A 15,124-nucleotide genomic window follows, 5' to 3' on the forward strand; every position below is an offset into this window, starting at 1 on the left:
TTGAAATCGCTGTGAAGATGCAGTGTATCCGCGGCTAGACGGAAAGACCCCGTGAACCTTTACTATAGCTTCACAGTGGACTTTGAACCTGCTTGTGTAGGATAGGTGGGAGGCTTTGAAGCGAGGACGCCAGTTCTCGTGGAGCCATCCTTGAAATACCACCCTGGCATGTTTGAGGTTCTAACTCTGACTGGTAATCCCGGTCGAGGACACTGTGTGGTGGGTAGTTTGACTGGGGCGGTCTCCTCCAAAAGAGTAACGGAGGAGCACGAAGGTGCGCTAAGTACGGTCGGACATCGTACGGTTAGTGTAAAGGCAAAAGCGCGCTTAACTGCGAGACAAACACGTCGAGCAGGTACGAAAGTAGGTCTTAGTGATCCGGTGGTTCTGTATGGAAGGGCCATCGCTCAACGGATAAAAGGTACTCCGGGGATAACAGGCTGATACCGCCCAAGAGTTCACATCGACGGCGGTGTTTGGCACCTCGATGTCGGCTCATCACATCCTGGGGCTGAAGCCGGTCCCAAGGGTATGGCTGTTCGCCATTTAAAGTGGTACGCGAGCTGGGTTTAGAACGTCGTGAGACAGTTCGGTCCCTATCTGCCGTGGACGTTGGAGATTTGAGGAGAGTTGCTCCTAGTACGAGAGGACCGGAGTGAACGAACCGCTGGTGTTCGGGTTGTGATGCCAATCGCATTGCCCGGTAGCTACGTTCGGACGGGATAACCGCTGAAAGCATCTAAGCGGGAAGCCCCCTTCAAGATAAGATCTCCCTGAGGACTTGATCCTCCTAAAGGGCCCTTGTAGACCACGAGGTTGATAGGCTGGGTGTGTAAGCGCTGCGAGGCGTTGAGCTAACCAGTACTAATTGCCCGAGAGGCTTGACCATATAACACCGAAGTAATTTACCGGTATTGATTGAGTATAACTGCTTATCCAAGTTAAAGGTCTTCTGACCAAGCGCCAACTAGACAAGCTAGACTAAGACAAAGCTTAACGGTTTTGCCTGATGATCATAGCGGACTGGAACCACCTGATCCCATTCCGAACTCAGAAGTGAAACAGTCCAGCGCCGATGGTAGTGTGGATTACCCATGCAAGAGTAGGTCGTCGTCAGGCTCTTAATACGAAGAACCCGTCCTCGTGACGGGTTTTTTTATGCCTGAAATTTAGAGCCAGGCCCTGCGCCACAGCTATCCCTTCTGCAAACACTCAGTGAAAGTCCCGCGAGGGCGGCTCCAGGCCTTCCAGATGTGACGTCAGGTCTATCAACCGGTGGGCGATGACGTGCGCAGTCCTCCCTTCGTCGTCCTTATCGATCTCCCCGTATACCATTAGCAGTCGCGACTTGACGAGAGCGTCCATCTGCGCCATCGCGGTTTTTTTCCAGACAATGATATTGATTGAGCCTGTTTCGTCTTCCAGCGTGAGAAAGGTGACCCCGGTCGAGGTTTTTGGGCGTTGTCTGTTGATGACGACGCCTGCAACATAAGTCTTGAGGCCGGCTTTTTGGTTTAGCAGTTCAACCGCTGTTGAGCAGTGAGGAATTAGATTGGCTTCTCGGAGATAGGCCAGGGGGTGGTCACCTAGCACTACGCCTGTGCTGGCATGATCTTCATAAATGTTGTCCAAACGGCTGGGAGGCTTGAAGTCTACGCCTCTGTATTCAAACTCGGAGAAGAGTTGATAGTAATAAAGAAAGCCTGAGCACTCCCAACGCTGCTGATATCTATTGTCGCCTAACGAAGTCAGAGCGTTGGCGGAGGCAAGGGCTTCAAGGTCTTCTCTAGTTATTTTCGGAAGATGCATTACCTGTGCGAGAGAAGTAAAACCTTCGTCGGTTCTATGCTGGATAATAGAGACTACAGCCTCTTCTGATAACCCTTTAACGAGCTTGAACCCCAGCCGTAAAGCACCTTCTTTTGTGTTGTCAGTGTGTGGTTCTAAACGGTGCTCCCAGTAACTATTATTTATATCCACGGGCAAGACGATAACGCCATGTCGTTGAGCGTCTTGGACTAATTGCCAGGGAGCATAAAAGCCCATTGGCTGGCTGTTTAAGAGTGCGCAGCAGAAAGAGGAAGGGTAATAGTATTTAAGCCAGCCCGAATGATAGGCCAGCAGCGCAAAACTGGCGGCGTGGGACTCAGGAAAGCCGTATTCGCCGAAGCCCTCTATTTGTCGACATAAACGCTGAATATATTCCTGGCGTACACCTTTGTTAAGCAGATTGGTTATCAGTTTGTCCATTAACTTGCCCATATGACCGCGGCGTTTCCAGCTAGCCATAGAGCGTCTTAGTTCTTCTGCTTCTTCGGAAGTGAAACCAGCCCCAACAATGGCTATGGCGATAACCTGTTCCTGAAAGATGGGAACGCCGAAGGTACGTTTCAGAATGGGGTTTAGCTCAGGTAACGGGACGTCTTCAGGATCTTCCAGACTATGTCGTCTACGCAGATAGGGGTGAACCATATCGCCATGAATCGGACCAGGCCTGACAATCGCCACTTGCACCACAAGATCATAGTATTTTTCTGGTCTGAGACGAGGAAGCATGTTCATTTGGGCGCGAGACTCCACCTGAAAGAGCCCAACTGTGTCGGCCTGCTGCAACATGCCATAAACTTGGGAATCTTCTTCTTTGGGGATGCTTTCCAAAGAGAACGTCTTTCCCGTTATTTCACTAATATATGTCATACATTTTTTCAGTGCTGTCAGCATGCCTAGCGCCAACACATCGACTTTCATTAATCCAAGAGACTCAAGATCGTCTTTGTCCCACTGTATGACTGTACGCTCTTCCATTGTGGCATTTTCTATTGGGACCAATTCAACTAAAGGGCCAGCGGATAAAACAAAGCCGCCTACGTGCTGAGATAAGTGCCTTGGAAAGCCTAGCAGTTCAGGTAGCAACTCTTTAAAACATGTCAGGATATGATTGTCCTGAGAAACCTGAGGCGTGATGACTTCATCTATCCAGTTCTGTCCCCGATATCGCCAGCCATAGTTAGCGATCACATTTTCGAGCTGCAATAAGTCGACTCCTAGCGCCTTACCCAAGTCCCTTATTGCGCTTTTGGGGCGATAAGTAATTACGGTTGCAGCAATGGCGCAGCGCTCACGGCCGTAGCGCCGATAGAGATATTGGATAATTTCTTCTCTGCGCGCATTTTCGAAATCCACATCAATATCTGGTGGTTCGTCACGTCCCTTGGATATAAAGCGCTCAAAAAGAAGGCTGGCTTTGGTGGGGTCAACAGCGGTTATACCAAGACAATAGCAAACCACAGAGTTTGCGGCCGAGCCTCTTCCCTGACAGAGTATGTCTGATTTTTTCGCGTAATCCACAATGTCGAAAATAGTCAGGAAGTAATACTCATATTGCAACTCACTGATGATCTTAAGTTCTTTCTCCAATGTAGCTAAAACTGATTCAGGTATGCCTTGTGGAAAACGAAGATGCGCCCCTTCATAAGTCAGGCGACGTAAATAAGCGCTAGGGTCGTCTCCTTCGGGAACGACTTCCTTGGGATATTGGTAACGGATTTCATTCAACTCAAATGTGCACCTCGCTGCGACCTTCAGGCTCTCTTGTATTGCGCTAGGGGGATAAGTTTCATGAACTTCACTTAAAGGGCGTAAATAGTTTTCCGCATTAGGAGCCAGGAGCTCTTTTATAGAGTCCACTGTTTGATTGAGGCGAATTGCTGTCAGTGCGTCGTGAAGCGGCTTTCGCTCGGGCGTATGCATCTTGACTTCATTGCTGCACACAACAGGAAGGTTATAGGCCTCGGATAGCGTTTGTATAAGCTCTCGCTTTGAGCTGTCCTCTTCTGACAGGGATAGCTCCAACAATAGCCATAGACGGCCAGAGAATGCTTGTACTAACGCTGGGATAAACTCTTGATCACTTCGCTTGGGGCGCCAAAGTAGGAGGCCTTGCTTGATGCTTTCATTAAGGTCATGAGGTGAAAATCGATAGTCCCCTTTTTCTGCTTTTCTCCTGCAGTTGGTAATAAACCGGCAGAGTTCGCCATAAGCTTTTTTATGGGGCGTCAGTACGACAAAGCAATCTCCTTCATAATTAAACTCGCTGCCAATGATTAGCTTAAACGCTGAAGCTTCAGGAGTTTCCTCCCTGAGTCGGCGTAGCTCTCGCCACGCTTTGACAGCGCCGGCGACGGAGCACTCGTCCGTGATCGCCAAGGCGCTGTAGCCCTGTTCAATGGCTTGTTGCACTAGCTCTTCAGGGTGAGACGCGCCTTTTAGAAATGAATAGTTGCTTATGCAATGGAGCTCGGCGAAGGACATGGAATAATTGCTGTTTCAGGAAAAAAAACCGTGCCGGAACCACTGTTTTTCAGGGGTATGAAAAATCCAGTGCAAACTATTGTTTGGAGTGACGGCAACATAGTAGTCCCGCTTTACGGCATATTTATCCCACCAGCCCGAATCTATGCGTAGTGGCCCATGAAGCAGCTTATAAGACTCAATATTGATAAGCGGCGCCGAAGGCAGCAGCCAAACCGGCTGTGGTGAGGTGCGTGAACGTGGATGTTTTACAAGCGCGGGTAACGGCGTTTGTTGGGTTTTTAGTTCTGGTCTATGGTCGGTGGTCAGACTAAGAAAATGCACATGATCGGAGCCCAGCCGGGCAGCCAGTCGATTGAGCAAGCGTGTTTTTTCAGCAGCAATATTTTCGTTGAAATGAGCGAATAAATACTCTGACTGTTGGGGCGCTTCTTCAAAGTTGGAGGCGAAAAGCTCAACCATTACAACCGGGGCGGACAGCTCTATTCTCTCCAGGCTCTTATTCAGGATGTATAACCAGGAGTCGGGCCGGTTATCTCCCTGTGCGAGTCTGATGCTCTCTAGGGTCGGCGGTTGATGACGATGAATAAGGCGTACTTCCAAGGACTGACTAATCAGGCAGCGCTCCTGTAAAAAAAGGCAGAACTCTTTAATGGCTTTGGCTAAGTAGAAGAGCAAAGGCTGTAGGCTTTCAAATTCCTGCTCCAGGTCTAGCCGCTTTTTGAAACGGCTTGGAGGAGTAAAAGGCGAAGGCCGCCAAGGTTTGCGGCCAAGCGCGTGGTCAAGATACAAAGCAAGGTCTGCATCGATTCGATACGCAAGATCGCAGCTTGGAAGTTTGGCGATATCATAAATAGTTTTTAGACCCACCTTGCGCAGCTTATATTCAGTACGACTCTCCAGCTTCAGGCGATCTAATTTCAGGAGCTTGAGCGCCCGCCAAAAACTCTCGGCGTTTACATCTTTTTCTAGGTTTGAGCGAGCAAGGAGGCGGGCGGCTTTGGGGTGAGGCGCTGTTGCGTTCAACGTGGTAACGCCAAGGGCTGAAAACGCCTGCTGAATGTCCTGGCGCAATTGTGAAGGGCGTGTATACAGGCGTTTCATTGAGGCGACTTCCAAATACAAACCGTTAGGCTCGTCCAGGCTGACCCAAGAGGAAAAGCGGTTAGCAATTTGCGCTGCTCGATGTATTGCTTGCGTTTGCTTGTGGGGCTTTATGTGGAGAACCTGTAAGGTGGGGCATAGGCAGAATGCTGTGTTTAATAGCATCCCAGTATCCACGCCTGAGTCCGAGGCGCTCGCGTTTGCGTCAACAATGACAGAACCATTTTCCTGAATCAGAGCAATGGGAGTGGTTTCTCTGAAATCTGGACTCCACGTTTCTGCATACAGGTGTGGAAAGTAAAGATATAACCATCGCATAAGATCATACCGCCTTTGAACTTACCTGGTTCTTTCCCTACGAGCGTCACTTTCGGCTTCCGTGTGAAATGAGGAGCGCCTAAAAAGAGAGAGCGGATGTAGCGAGTCTATGGCCACTTTGGATGTCGCCCACCCTCTACGCTGTTTTAGGATCTCCACGCATAAGACTCCTTGAGAGAGCATATTTAAACGAACTCTCAATGAGCTGGGCGAGTTGGCGTACTGTCTATCCTGAAACAAGAAGCACGGCTTTTGCTGTTGAGCGGCAATAATCTGTAGTCGACGCACGTGCTCTGGTCGCATGCTCCCAGGCCATGCCAGTACCGCGGCGGACGATGAGCTTTTCAGACTTTCTTCTATCGACCAGAGCAAATCCCTGCGAGATTGAGGTTGCGTTATCAGGTTGTTGTAGAGACTTAAACCGCCATTAATTAATGCAGGCGCATATAGTGGATACGGCGGCGCTACCCACAGTATCCACTGTTCTTGATGGCTTAATGGAGCCAAAGCCGGAAACAAAAGGCTGACCTCTCCCATACCTGGTGATCTATATCCTATTTCTGTCACGCCATCCGCTGGCCATCCACCGTCGGCCAATGCTTGGTTCAAAGATGGAAAGCCAGTATCCAATCCTTTTATTGGGGCTGAAGAGAAATGTCTTCCTCGCCATATCTGGCCTCGATTAATTGCTTGTTCTAGCCCTGATTTGTTCATTGTCTGAGTAGAATTAAGTTTAAACAAAAACACTGTATATAAAAACAGTATTTTTGTCAAAATGGAGATTACTTACTCTTTTTTAGGCCATGGATATTCAGTTATGCTTCCAAACGGCCCCGCTTAAATAAGCGGTTACAGGAAAAGCGAAACATGTGACAACGAGGCATTCATGGAAATAAGAGAGGCGTTAGAACAGGACTTTGAGCAGATTTGGCGGATATTTCACTCTGTGGCTGTCGCGGGAGAAACCTATGCTTACGCCCCTGACACAAGTAAAGAGGAAGCCTACGAATTATGGTTGCGGCAGCCACAGAAAACCTATGTCGCAGTTGAAGGCGATACAGTCCTGGGAACCTATTACCTGAAACAAAATCAATTGGGGTTGGGCTCCCATGTCAGCAATTGTGGCTACATGGTGGCGGAAGCCGCCCGTGGCAAAGGTGTGGCGGCGTCCCTGTGCGAACACTCGCAGGCCATGGCGAAAAAGTATGGGTACAAAGCCATGCAATTCAATTTTGTGGTATCCACTAACGAAGTCGCGGTTAATCTGTGGCGCAAGTTGGGCTATGACATCGCCGGCCGCCTTCCCAAAGCCTTCCGTCACTCAAAGCTTGGACTGGTGGATGCGTTGGTTATGTATAAGTGGCTGGGGGACTAAGACTTGGTGGAGGCTAGCCCATAGGTGGCGTCACCTATGGGCAGTTTTAAATTACTGCCTGCTAAGCATTATCTCAGCACTTTCGAGCTGTGGTGACTCCAAGACCCATTTTGGGTTTTTGTCATGGAACTTTTCTAATGAGCCTAATAAGGTATCTGATATTTTGGATTTCCATTTGGAACCAATAGCGTGAGATTTTCCTTCAATAAGTACGGACAATACCCGCTTATTTTTGCTTACAAAACTGTTTCTATACCACTCGATGAAGCTATCTTTAGAGATCGACTTTATTGCATCCGCCATACGTGCTTCGCTGTCAAAATGGAGGCTTCCATTCGCAATTTCTCTCCAGTATAAAGAAGACTTCTCTTGTGTTTTTTTCGGGGCGTTAAGCTCTGCCGTTAAAGAGTTTTTAAACACGTCAAAGTCGTTATCCTGCATACTTGTCAACCGCCCCTGGAAGTATTCCAAAAAGCTTAGTGTTTCTTGCTCTAATCTATCCGGCGCGGAAACAGGCGACTGCATGATGAAATTCATGCCAGGAATATTCAAATAATTACTAATAGTTGCGTGCACTACATAGCCAAGCTGTTTTTCTGTGCGTAACTCTTTGAAGAAAGAGTCAGATAACATTTTTTCCAGAAGACCAAAGTTTGCTTGCTCACTATAACTTGCAGAGTTGCCTTGGACATATATCATAGAGACAGAGTCAGTGAACTCTGACTCCTCAATAACATGCGTGATTCCTAATGGTAGACGAGTAATATACTCTCTTACTTTAGCGGAGTTGGTTTCGCTGATAATTGTATCTGAAATCATTTTGCTCCATTTTTCAGCCTGTGGTTTCTCAATGTTTCCATAGGAAAAAGTGGTTACATGTAGATTGTCTCTAAAGTCGCCCAAGAGATTAATCATTCTGGGATAAGATGCTTCGCGCATACCTGAAGCGAGCTCAGCTAAGCCATAGCTAGGTAAGTGAATAATTTCATCTGTAAAAAAATTGGCCATAACCAATGGATGTGTCCGCTCTTTATATTTTTTTAAGTGATACATCCAGCCATAGCGATATTCTTCGTAATGGCGTTCTTTCTCACGAAAATCCTTGATTTCATTAAGTACATTCGTAAGTAAGAGTTCTATGCTTTCGGGATAGCCTTGAAACTGCAGTTCAAAGCCGTTTTTAACCCTGCTAATATTCAGACTGGTGTTAATTTCTTCAGCAATGGATAGCTGCTCTTTAAGTTTGTCTTGCAATAGACTCCAAAATAATTGGGATAACGCTGAAGAGCGTCGGTCTTGATCCATCTCGGGTGATCGCAGTAATACGTAATAATAGGCAAGTGGGCTGCCGACCTCAGTGTTTTTTCCATGCCATGCATTAATATTGGGGTGAGAGCTGAGCCTATGAGGCTCGTCATCTGAGCCACTTATAACTTCTATCTCGCCCTTCGGCAAAAATTGGTTGGCGGAAGGAAGAAGAAATCCATAATCGCCTTTAGGCTTATAATGCTTTTGATCAGAAACCGAAAGCTTATTAGCGGAATAGGCCGTATGAAACCATTTTGTTTCACCAGATACTATAAAATTAGGGTGTGCGATAACAGCTATCATGTTGTCTGGGCGTATAGCGTCTAGTAACTTCTGATAAAGCTGTGGTTTAAACTCTTCCGACACGTAGCCTTTGGCTAATGCATAATTCGGCCCATAGCGACGTAAATTACTCGCGGTTTCTGTGATGTTTAGCGACTCAAAGAAACACTTTTGCAGGCCTTTATGTTTCAGAAACTCTTTATATCTCCATTCATCCAGTGGTTCTTTTTTTAATAAATCAGCATAGGCCATTAAGCGTCGGATGACATCCCAGTACTGCTCGCCTCCTTGATAGTATAAATCGATGTATATCTCTATCCTTGATGCATCAGGGTCGCTTGTATTGAACTGAACTGATAAACCACTGGCATAATCATTATCGCGTAAGCTGCTGGACAGTGTGTTGGGAACCTGTTGCTCCAGTAGGTAGCTTATAAACTCTTCTGGCGCTGACTTAAACTCACTTCGAATATTTTCGATTGGAAAATATAGGATCATATATCTTTCGTCGTCATTGAGCTTGGCTTTAACAATTGAAGGAACTTTCTCCAAGCTCAATGCTTTCGGGGGCGACGGTGGCGTTGCTGAAGGTCGTACAGGTAGGTGGCTAAATCTGTCTTTCAACAATGCTTCAAGTAGCTCATTGGATTGCGGAGCGCTTACAACAAGCACCATCTTGTCTGCGCTATAGTGAGCTTCCCACCAAGCTCTAACACGCTGCGCCAGCTCTGCATCGCTAAATGCGGCAAAAGATTTTCGGTTGCCCATACCGAAACGAGTGATCGGATGACGATCTGCGAAGGACTCAGCGGCGACCTCGCTTAATCGCCAGTAGTACATGTCTTTTCTATACCGATATTCCGCTTGGATTGCCTTTCTCTCCCTGCCTACATATTTAGTATCAAGGGTAGGGGCGGCCATAGCGTCGGAAAAAAGGTCCAGGGCTTTCTCTAAGTGCTCTGGATCAACATCAAAGTGGTAGTTTGTAGCCTCATAGTCCGTAGTGGCGTTTATTGACCCCCCATGCTGAGCGAGAAAAGACTGTAAACTGTCAACAGCTGGATAATTTTTTGATCCAAGAAAAAGCATGTGCTCTAGAAAATGAGCCATGCCAAGAATGTCCTCTGGATCTTGTTGAGTTCCTACGCCAACTTCCAGCGAGAAACGTGCTTTATTTAGAGAAGGGTCAGATATGGTTAGTACCCTTAGGCCATTATCAAGCTGTCTATGAGAATAAGTTTTTGGAAACTTGCACTCTTTAGGAAGCAAAGGGTTAATTTTTTCAGCGTAAGCGCTAGCAGAGAGAACTAAAGCGCAGGATAAGTAAATGAAGTGTGTAATACAGCGAAAAAACACTAAAAACTCCAATGATCAGACTAATCTGGTTGGGGGAATTACTATTTATCAGGGGGTATGGGGCGACTGCATTGATGGGAATGCTACGACAGGGACGATTCCGTTCGATGAAGCTCCAACATACTACTGGTTAACAAGCGCGCTATTTTATAAGTTTTTTCCTGAAAGATTAACTAAATTTTAGAAAACAAGTGACGGGCATATTAACTTCAGCCTGTTGGGCAGGCATTACCAACGTCCAGTAATGTGAGTAGACGTAATAAAGGAGCACCCCATGCCAAGCCTGGGATTACAGACTGATTTGATGTTCAGCCGGTATTCCGGTGTGGTTGAGGATGTGGGTCGGTATGTTGTGATTACCACGCCGAGCAATCCGAATTATTACTTTGGCAATTATCTGCTGTTGAAGACGCCGCCGCAGGCGGGGCAGTGGACTGATTTGGAGTTGGATTTTGCGCGTTATGTTGGCGCGCCGCCGCGGATTAAGCATTTTGCGTTTCAGTGGCGCGTCAGCGGTGAAGAGGACGGGGCTGATATGAGCGGTTTTATGCAGCGGGGTTATGAGTACATGGAATGTGCGGTCCTCACAGCGAAGCAATCAGAGTTGTTAAGGCCGCAGAAAGTTAACGTTGATGTTGATGTGCGGACGCTGCAGTCGGAGGAAGATTGGCGCGTCTGGTATGAGCTTGAGCTGCAGGAGCGGGATGTCGATCAGCCGAAGGAGGAGTATGTCGCCTTCCTTCAAGGCGTTCGGGATATGTACCGCAGCATGATCGTTGCGGGAAGAGGAGATTGGTTCGGCGCGTTTCAACAGGGAGAGTTGGTGGGCAGTGTTGGTCTCTTTTTTGATGAGCGTATTGGCCGGTTTCAGAATGTGCTGACCAAGTCCTCCCATCGAAGCAGGGGGATATGCCACACACTGGTGCACGCCGTCGCCAAAGCGGGTTTTGATCGGGCGGATATATTGGTCATGGTGGCGGATGAAAACTATCACGCTGCGCGAATTTATGAATCCTTGGGATTTCAGCCCAGAGAACGGCAGGCGAGTCTGTGTCGTCGTAATGAGGGTGGGAGTCAGTCGAACGGGGAGAGTGGTGAGAAAACAAGCAGGCCGGGATAACTCTCCGGCCTGCTTGTGTACTGAAATCAGTTGCCGGTTTTCAGCTTCTGCCAGTAATCGTTATAAAGCTCCATGGCTTCGCCTACGTCCTGCTGGAAGTCGCCTTTCTGGATGACTTCGGCGGGTGGGAAGATGGTTTGATTGTTACGCAGCTTTTCGTCCAGCAGGCTCAGCGCTGATTTGTTGGGAGTGGCGTAGCCGATAAACTCCACGCAACGCTTGGCGACTTCCGGTTGCAGCATGAAGTCGATGAACTTGAGCGCATTTTCCTTATGCTCAGCGCCAGCGGGAATGGCGAAGCTGTCCACCCAGAATGCCGCGCCTTCTTTGGGATAAATATACTGGATATCCGGGTTTTCCTGTTGCGCCTGAATCACTTCTCCGTTCCAGATCATACCCAGGTTGACGTCGCCGGCCATATAAGGCTCACGGGGCGCGTCTGAGTTATAAACCAACACGTTAGGCATCAGTGTTTTCAGCAGCTCATACGCCTGCTTGATTTCTGCAGGATCAGTGGAGTTGCCGGAGTGGCCGTTAATTTTCAACGCCATGTGGAACACTTCGCGAACATCGTCCGTCAGCAGCAGGCTGCCTTTCCATTTGGGGTCCCACAGATCTTTCCAGGAGGTAATGCTTTTGGGATCGATCGCTTCCGCATTAATGCCAATGCCCGTGCTGCCCCAAGTGTAGGGGATACTGTATTGGTTGTCCGGATCGTAGGGTTTGTTCAGCAGGTTCGGGTCCAGGTGCTTGAAGTTGGAAAGCTTGGACTTATCGATTGGCGCCAACAGACCTTCTTTGCGCATTTTCGAGATGTAGTAGCCAGAAGGCACGACAACGTCATAGCCTTTGCCCTTTTGTAGTTGGACTTTGGCGTACATGACCTCGTTGCTTTCGTAAGTGGCGTACTCCACTTCAATGCCGGTCTTGGCGGTGAACTCGTCCAGCACGCCTTCAGGTATGTATTCCGTCCAGTTGTACACGACCACTTTTTCCGCCGCCCGGGCTGTGCCGATAGCGGCGAACAGGAAGCCTGCCGCGAAGAGGAAGCCAGTTACAAAGGAGGTTTTTTTCATGCTTCGGTTTTCCTTTTCATAAGTAGCGTCACCACCGTGACAAGAGTTAAAGAAATAAACAGCAATACTGTGGCCAACACATTCACTTCAGGCGAAATGCCCACCTTCACCATTGAGAACACCCGAATGGGCAGAATCTCAAAACCGGGTCCGGTCACGAATGAGCTGATAATGACATCGTCCAGAGACAGTGTGAAACTCAGCAGCCAGCCGGAAATAACGGCGGGCAGGATAATCGGTAAAATGATCAGGCGAAAGATGCGGCTTTCACTGGCGCCTAAATCCTGCGCCGCTTCCAGTAAATTATCGTCAAACCCTTTCAATTGTGCGTAAACGGTAATCACGACGAAAGGCAGGCAGAACGTGATATGGGCGATCAACAGGGACCAGAATCCCAGCTGAATTCCCAGTGCGATAAAAATAACCAGGAAGGTTATCGCCAGGACGATATCCGGAGACATCATTACCACGAACAACAAGCTGCCGGCGGTTTTCTTGAGGGGAAACTTATAGCGATAGATCGCCAGCGCCATTAACGCCCCAATGACTGTCGCTGCTGTCGCGGACAGACAGGCGATAAGCAGAGAGTTACCGAAGGCGTCCATCAACGCATCGTTATTCCACAGCTTTTCATACCAGCGCCAGGAGAAGCCTTTCCAGTCATAGCCGTACTTGGATTCATTGAACGAGTTGACCACCAGCACCAGTATGGGCAGATACAGGTACAGGAAGATCAGGCCCAGAAAACCGGACTTAAAGATTCTGATCATCGAGGCCTCCCATGCGCTGTACTTTCTTGTTGGCGGCGTAATACAGCCATAGCATCATCCCCATGATGACAATCAACGTGACACTGAAAGCGGAGCCGAACGGCCAGTCCCGCACCACCAGGAACTGATTCTTGATGATGTTGCCCAACAGCAGGTTCTTGGCGCCGCCGAGCAGATCCGCCACATAGAACATGCCCATGGCGGGCAGGAATACAATCAAACATCCGGCGACGACCCCCGGCATGGTGAGCGGCAGTACGATGTGATAGAAGCGCTGCCAGAATCCCGCGCCCAGATCGTGCCCGGCCTCGATCAGATCCTTGTCCAGCTTGTCGAAACTGGAGATCAACGGCAGCGCCATAAAGGGCAGCAGGATGTAAGTCAGGCCGAACACGACTGCGAACTCGGTATAAATCATCTGAATAGGGGCATCGATGACGCCAATGGCCTCCAGCACCCAGTTGAACAGGCCTTTATTGCCGAGTAAAAGCTTGATGGCGTAGGTGCGTATCAGGCTGTTGGTCCAAAAGGGGATGATCATCAGGAACATCATGAAGGCGCGCCAGGCCGGCGACATCTTGGCGACAATGTAGGCGAACGGGTAGCCGAGCAACAGACAGATCAGCGTCGCCTTGGCGGACAGCGCCAGACTCTGCCAGAAAACGTCGGCGTAAAGGGGCTCCCAGATACGGGCGTAGGCGTCCAGCGTCATCGGCCAGACCGCCAGATGCTCGGAGTCAGGCGTCATTACGCTGGTCAGCACTACCAGAAAGTGGGGCGCCAGAACGAACAACGCCAGCCAGGCCAGCGTCAAAATGATAATGAAACGGCGAAAAGGCGATTGGCTCACGTCAGGACTCCGCTTTGATCACGTGTTCCCAGCCATGTACCCAATCGACCCAGACTTTCTGATTGATGCTGTAGTCGAAGTCAGGATCGTCTTCATCAAAGAACTCACTGGCCATGATGGTCTGTCCTGACGGCAACTGGATCTGCGAGTCCAGGGTCTGTCCGGTGTAATTGCGCTCCAGTACTTTTCCTGAGAAACCAGGACGATCTGGCGCATCCTCCAGATATTCAATCCTCAAGTCTTCCGGGCGCAGTAATACATGTACTTTATCGCCCGCCTCGAAACGGCGGTCTGCGTGAATCTCACGCTTGAAGCCGTCCATCGCGGCGAGATAGCGGTAATCGCCCAGGTTTTCCAGGATTTCCGCGTTGAATACGTTGATTTCCCCAATGAAGCTGGCGACGAACAGATTATTCGGGCACTCGTATATTTCACGCGGTGTGCCTACCTGTTGCGCCTGACCATTGTGCATGACTAGAACACGGTCGGACATGGACAGGGCTTCTTCCTGATCGTGGGTGACGTAGATAAAGGTGATGCCCAGCTTGCGCTGTAGCTGTTTCAGCTCCATCTGCATCTGTTGGCGCAGTTTGTAATCCAGAGCGCTGAGGGATTCGTCCAGCAGCAATACTTTGGGGCGATTCACTACCGCGCGGGCGATAGCGACGCGCTGTTTCTGACCGCCTGACAGCTGATGCGGTTTACGCGTGGCGAAATCAGACAGGCGTACGGTGGCTAACGCCTCTTTTACGCGTTCGGCGATTTCCGGCTTGCTGACCTTGGCCATTTTCAGACCGAAGGCCACATTGTCGAACACGGTCATATGGGGGAACAGGGCGTAACTCTGAAACACCGTATTCACCGGTCGCTTTTCCGCGGACAGCTTGGAAACATCCTGCCCGTTCAGCATGATGCGCCCTTCATCCGCGCCCTCAAATCCGGCGATCAGGCGCAGCACGGTGGTTTTGCCGCAGCCTGACGGCCCCAAAATCGTAAAGAATTCTCCGTCTTCAATGCTCAAGTTGAAGCCCGACAGCACTTCTTGCGTATCAAAACGTTTGGTGATGTCGGCAAGCGTAAGAATGGGCGGTTTGCTCAATGTGTATAACCCTGACTCTGTGACTCCGCGAAAATCGCGGGAAAAGTGACTTTTCTGGCAACGTTTAACGTATGACCCTCTTCAACCCCGCGATTAAAGTGGATTGCATGGCCAACGTCAATTCCGGTCTAAGACTTAATGTCTATACTTTAGCC

General features: G+C 49.1%; 10 protein-coding genes and 2 rRNA genes (1 of these 12 only partly in view). 4 read left to right on the forward strand and 8 right to left on the reverse strand.

The features are described from left to right. Together ACQYWX_RS10325 and rrf are read left to right on the forward strand one after the other, a co-directional pair. A 23S ribosomal RNA gene (locus tag ACQYWX_RS10325) occupies window positions 1-889 on the forward strand (it extends 2,002 nt beyond the left edge of the window). Window positions 890-1,005: 116 nt separating this feature from the next. Further along, window positions 1,006-1,119, forward strand: a 5S ribosomal RNA gene (gene rrf, locus ACQYWX_RS10330). Window positions 1,120-1,212: 93 nt separating this feature from the next. On the opposite strand, the gene ACQYWX_RS10335 is transcribed toward rrf, so the two are convergent. The 3 genes from ACQYWX_RS10335 to imuA are packed head-to-tail and all read right to left on the reverse strand — an operon-like array spanning window position 1,213 to window position 6,447. Continuing rightward, entirely contained in the window at window positions 1,213-4,311 is a 3,099-nt protein-coding gene (locus tag ACQYWX_RS10335) for an error-prone DNA polymerase (RefSeq protein ID WP_431688695.1), read from the reverse strand. A 15-nt stretch (window positions 4,312-4,326) separates the two neighbouring features. Then, window positions 4,327-5,733: a Y-family DNA polymerase gene (locus ACQYWX_RS10340; protein WP_216739065.1), complete on the reverse strand. Its 1,407-nt coding sequence runs from the start codon at window positions 5,731-5,733 to the stop codon at window positions 4,327-4,329. A gap of 21 nt (window positions 5,734-5,754) precedes the next feature. Further along, the gene (gene imuA, locus ACQYWX_RS10345) at window positions 5,755-6,447 is read right to left on the reverse strand and encodes a translesion DNA synthesis-associated protein ImuA (RefSeq protein ID WP_371824087.1); all 693 of its coding nucleotides are present in this window, start codon (window positions 6,445-6,447) and stop codon (window positions 5,755-5,757) included. Between the two features lie 172 nt (window positions 6,448-6,619). On the opposite strand from imuA, the gene ACQYWX_RS10350 reads away from it, so the two are divergent. Continuing rightward, the gene (locus ACQYWX_RS10350) at window positions 6,620-7,108 is read left to right on the forward strand and encodes a GNAT family N-acetyltransferase (protein ID WP_127972315.1); all 489 of its coding nucleotides are present in this window, start codon (window positions 6,620-6,622) and stop codon (window positions 7,106-7,108) included. Between the two features lie 51 nt (window positions 7,109-7,159). On the opposite strand, the gene ACQYWX_RS10355 is transcribed toward ACQYWX_RS10350, so the two are convergent. Further along, window positions 7,160-10,054 (reverse strand): insulinase family protein, encoded by a 2,895-nt coding sequence (locus tag ACQYWX_RS10355; protein ID WP_431688696.1) that lies wholly within the window; start codon window positions 10,052-10,054, stop codon window positions 7,160-7,162. A gap of 274 nt (window positions 10,055-10,328) precedes the next feature. Here ACQYWX_RS10355 and ACQYWX_RS10360 point away from each other — a divergent pair, with 274 nt between their 5' ends. After that, on the forward strand, window positions 10,329-11,174 hold the full coding sequence (locus tag ACQYWX_RS10360) for a GNAT family N-acetyltransferase (protein WP_431688697.1): 846 nt from the start codon (window positions 10,329-10,331) through the stop codon (window positions 11,172-11,174). A 26-nt stretch (window positions 11,175-11,200) separates the two neighbouring features. Here the strand turns inward: ACQYWX_RS10360 and ACQYWX_RS10365 are convergent, their stop codons facing one another. The 4 genes from ACQYWX_RS10365 to potA are packed head-to-tail and all read right to left on the reverse strand — an operon-like array spanning window position 11,201 to window position 14,969. After that, window positions 11,201-12,250, reverse strand: coding sequence for an extracellular solute-binding protein (locus tag ACQYWX_RS10365; protein ID WP_431688698.1), 1,050 nt, complete (start codon window positions 12,248-12,250; stop codon window positions 11,201-11,203). Continuing rightward, a complete protein-coding gene (gene potC / locus ACQYWX_RS10370) occupies window positions 12,247-13,020 on the reverse strand; it encodes a spermidine/putrescine ABC transporter permease PotC (protein ID WP_216739070.1) in 774 nt (257 codons plus the stop codon). Before potC ends, ACQYWX_RS10365 begins: the two co-directional genes overlap by 4 nt. Next, a complete protein-coding gene (gene potB, locus ACQYWX_RS10375) occupies window positions 13,004-13,870 on the reverse strand; it encodes a spermidine/putrescine ABC transporter permease PotB (protein WP_127972307.1) in 867 nt (288 codons plus the stop codon). The genes potC and potB overlap by 17 nt, the downstream gene beginning before the upstream one ends. A gap of 1 nt (window position 13,871) precedes the next feature. Then, window positions 13,872-14,969, reverse strand: a complete 1,098-nt coding sequence (potA, locus tag ACQYWX_RS10380) for a spermidine/putrescine ABC transporter ATP-binding protein PotA (RefSeq protein ID WP_216739071.1) — start codon at window positions 14,967-14,969, stop codon at window positions 13,872-13,874. Between the last annotated feature and the right edge of the window lie 155 nt (window positions 14,970-15,124).

The sequence above is a fragment of the Hahella sp. NBU794 genome, assembly GCF_050749805.1.
Taxonomy (GTDB): Bacteria; Pseudomonadota; Gammaproteobacteria; order Pseudomonadales; family Oleiphilaceae; genus Hahella.

What these genes read in the sequence shown, in the direction of transcription:
- ACQYWX_RS10335 (WP_431688695.1), bottom strand. Translation starts at nt 4,311, where the DNA reads ATGTCCTTCGCCGAGCTCCATTGCATAAGCAACTATTCATTTCTAAAA.
- ACQYWX_RS10340 (WP_216739065.1), bottom strand. Translation starts at nt 5,733, where the DNA reads ATGCGATGGTTATATCTTTACTTTCCACACCTGTATGCAGAAACGTGG.
- imuA (WP_371824087.1), bottom strand. Translation starts at nt 6,447, where the DNA reads ATGAACAAATCAGGGCTAGAACAAGCAATTAATCGAGGCCAGATATGG.
- ACQYWX_RS10350 (WP_127972315.1), top strand. Translation starts at nt 6,620, where the DNA reads ATGGAAATAAGAGAGGCGTTAGAACAGGACTTTGAGCAGATTTGGCGG.
- ACQYWX_RS10360 (WP_431688697.1), top strand. Translation starts at nt 10,329, where the DNA reads ATGCCAAGCCTGGGATTACAGACTGATTTGATGTTCAGCCGGTATTCC.
- ACQYWX_RS10365 (WP_431688698.1), bottom strand. Translation starts at nt 12,250, where the DNA reads ATGAAAAAAACCTCCTTTGTAACTGGCTTCCTCTTCGCGGCAGGCTTC.
- potC (WP_216739070.1), bottom strand. Translation starts at nt 13,020, where the DNA reads ATGATCAGAATCTTTAAGTCCGGTTTTCTGGGCCTGATCTTCCTGTAC.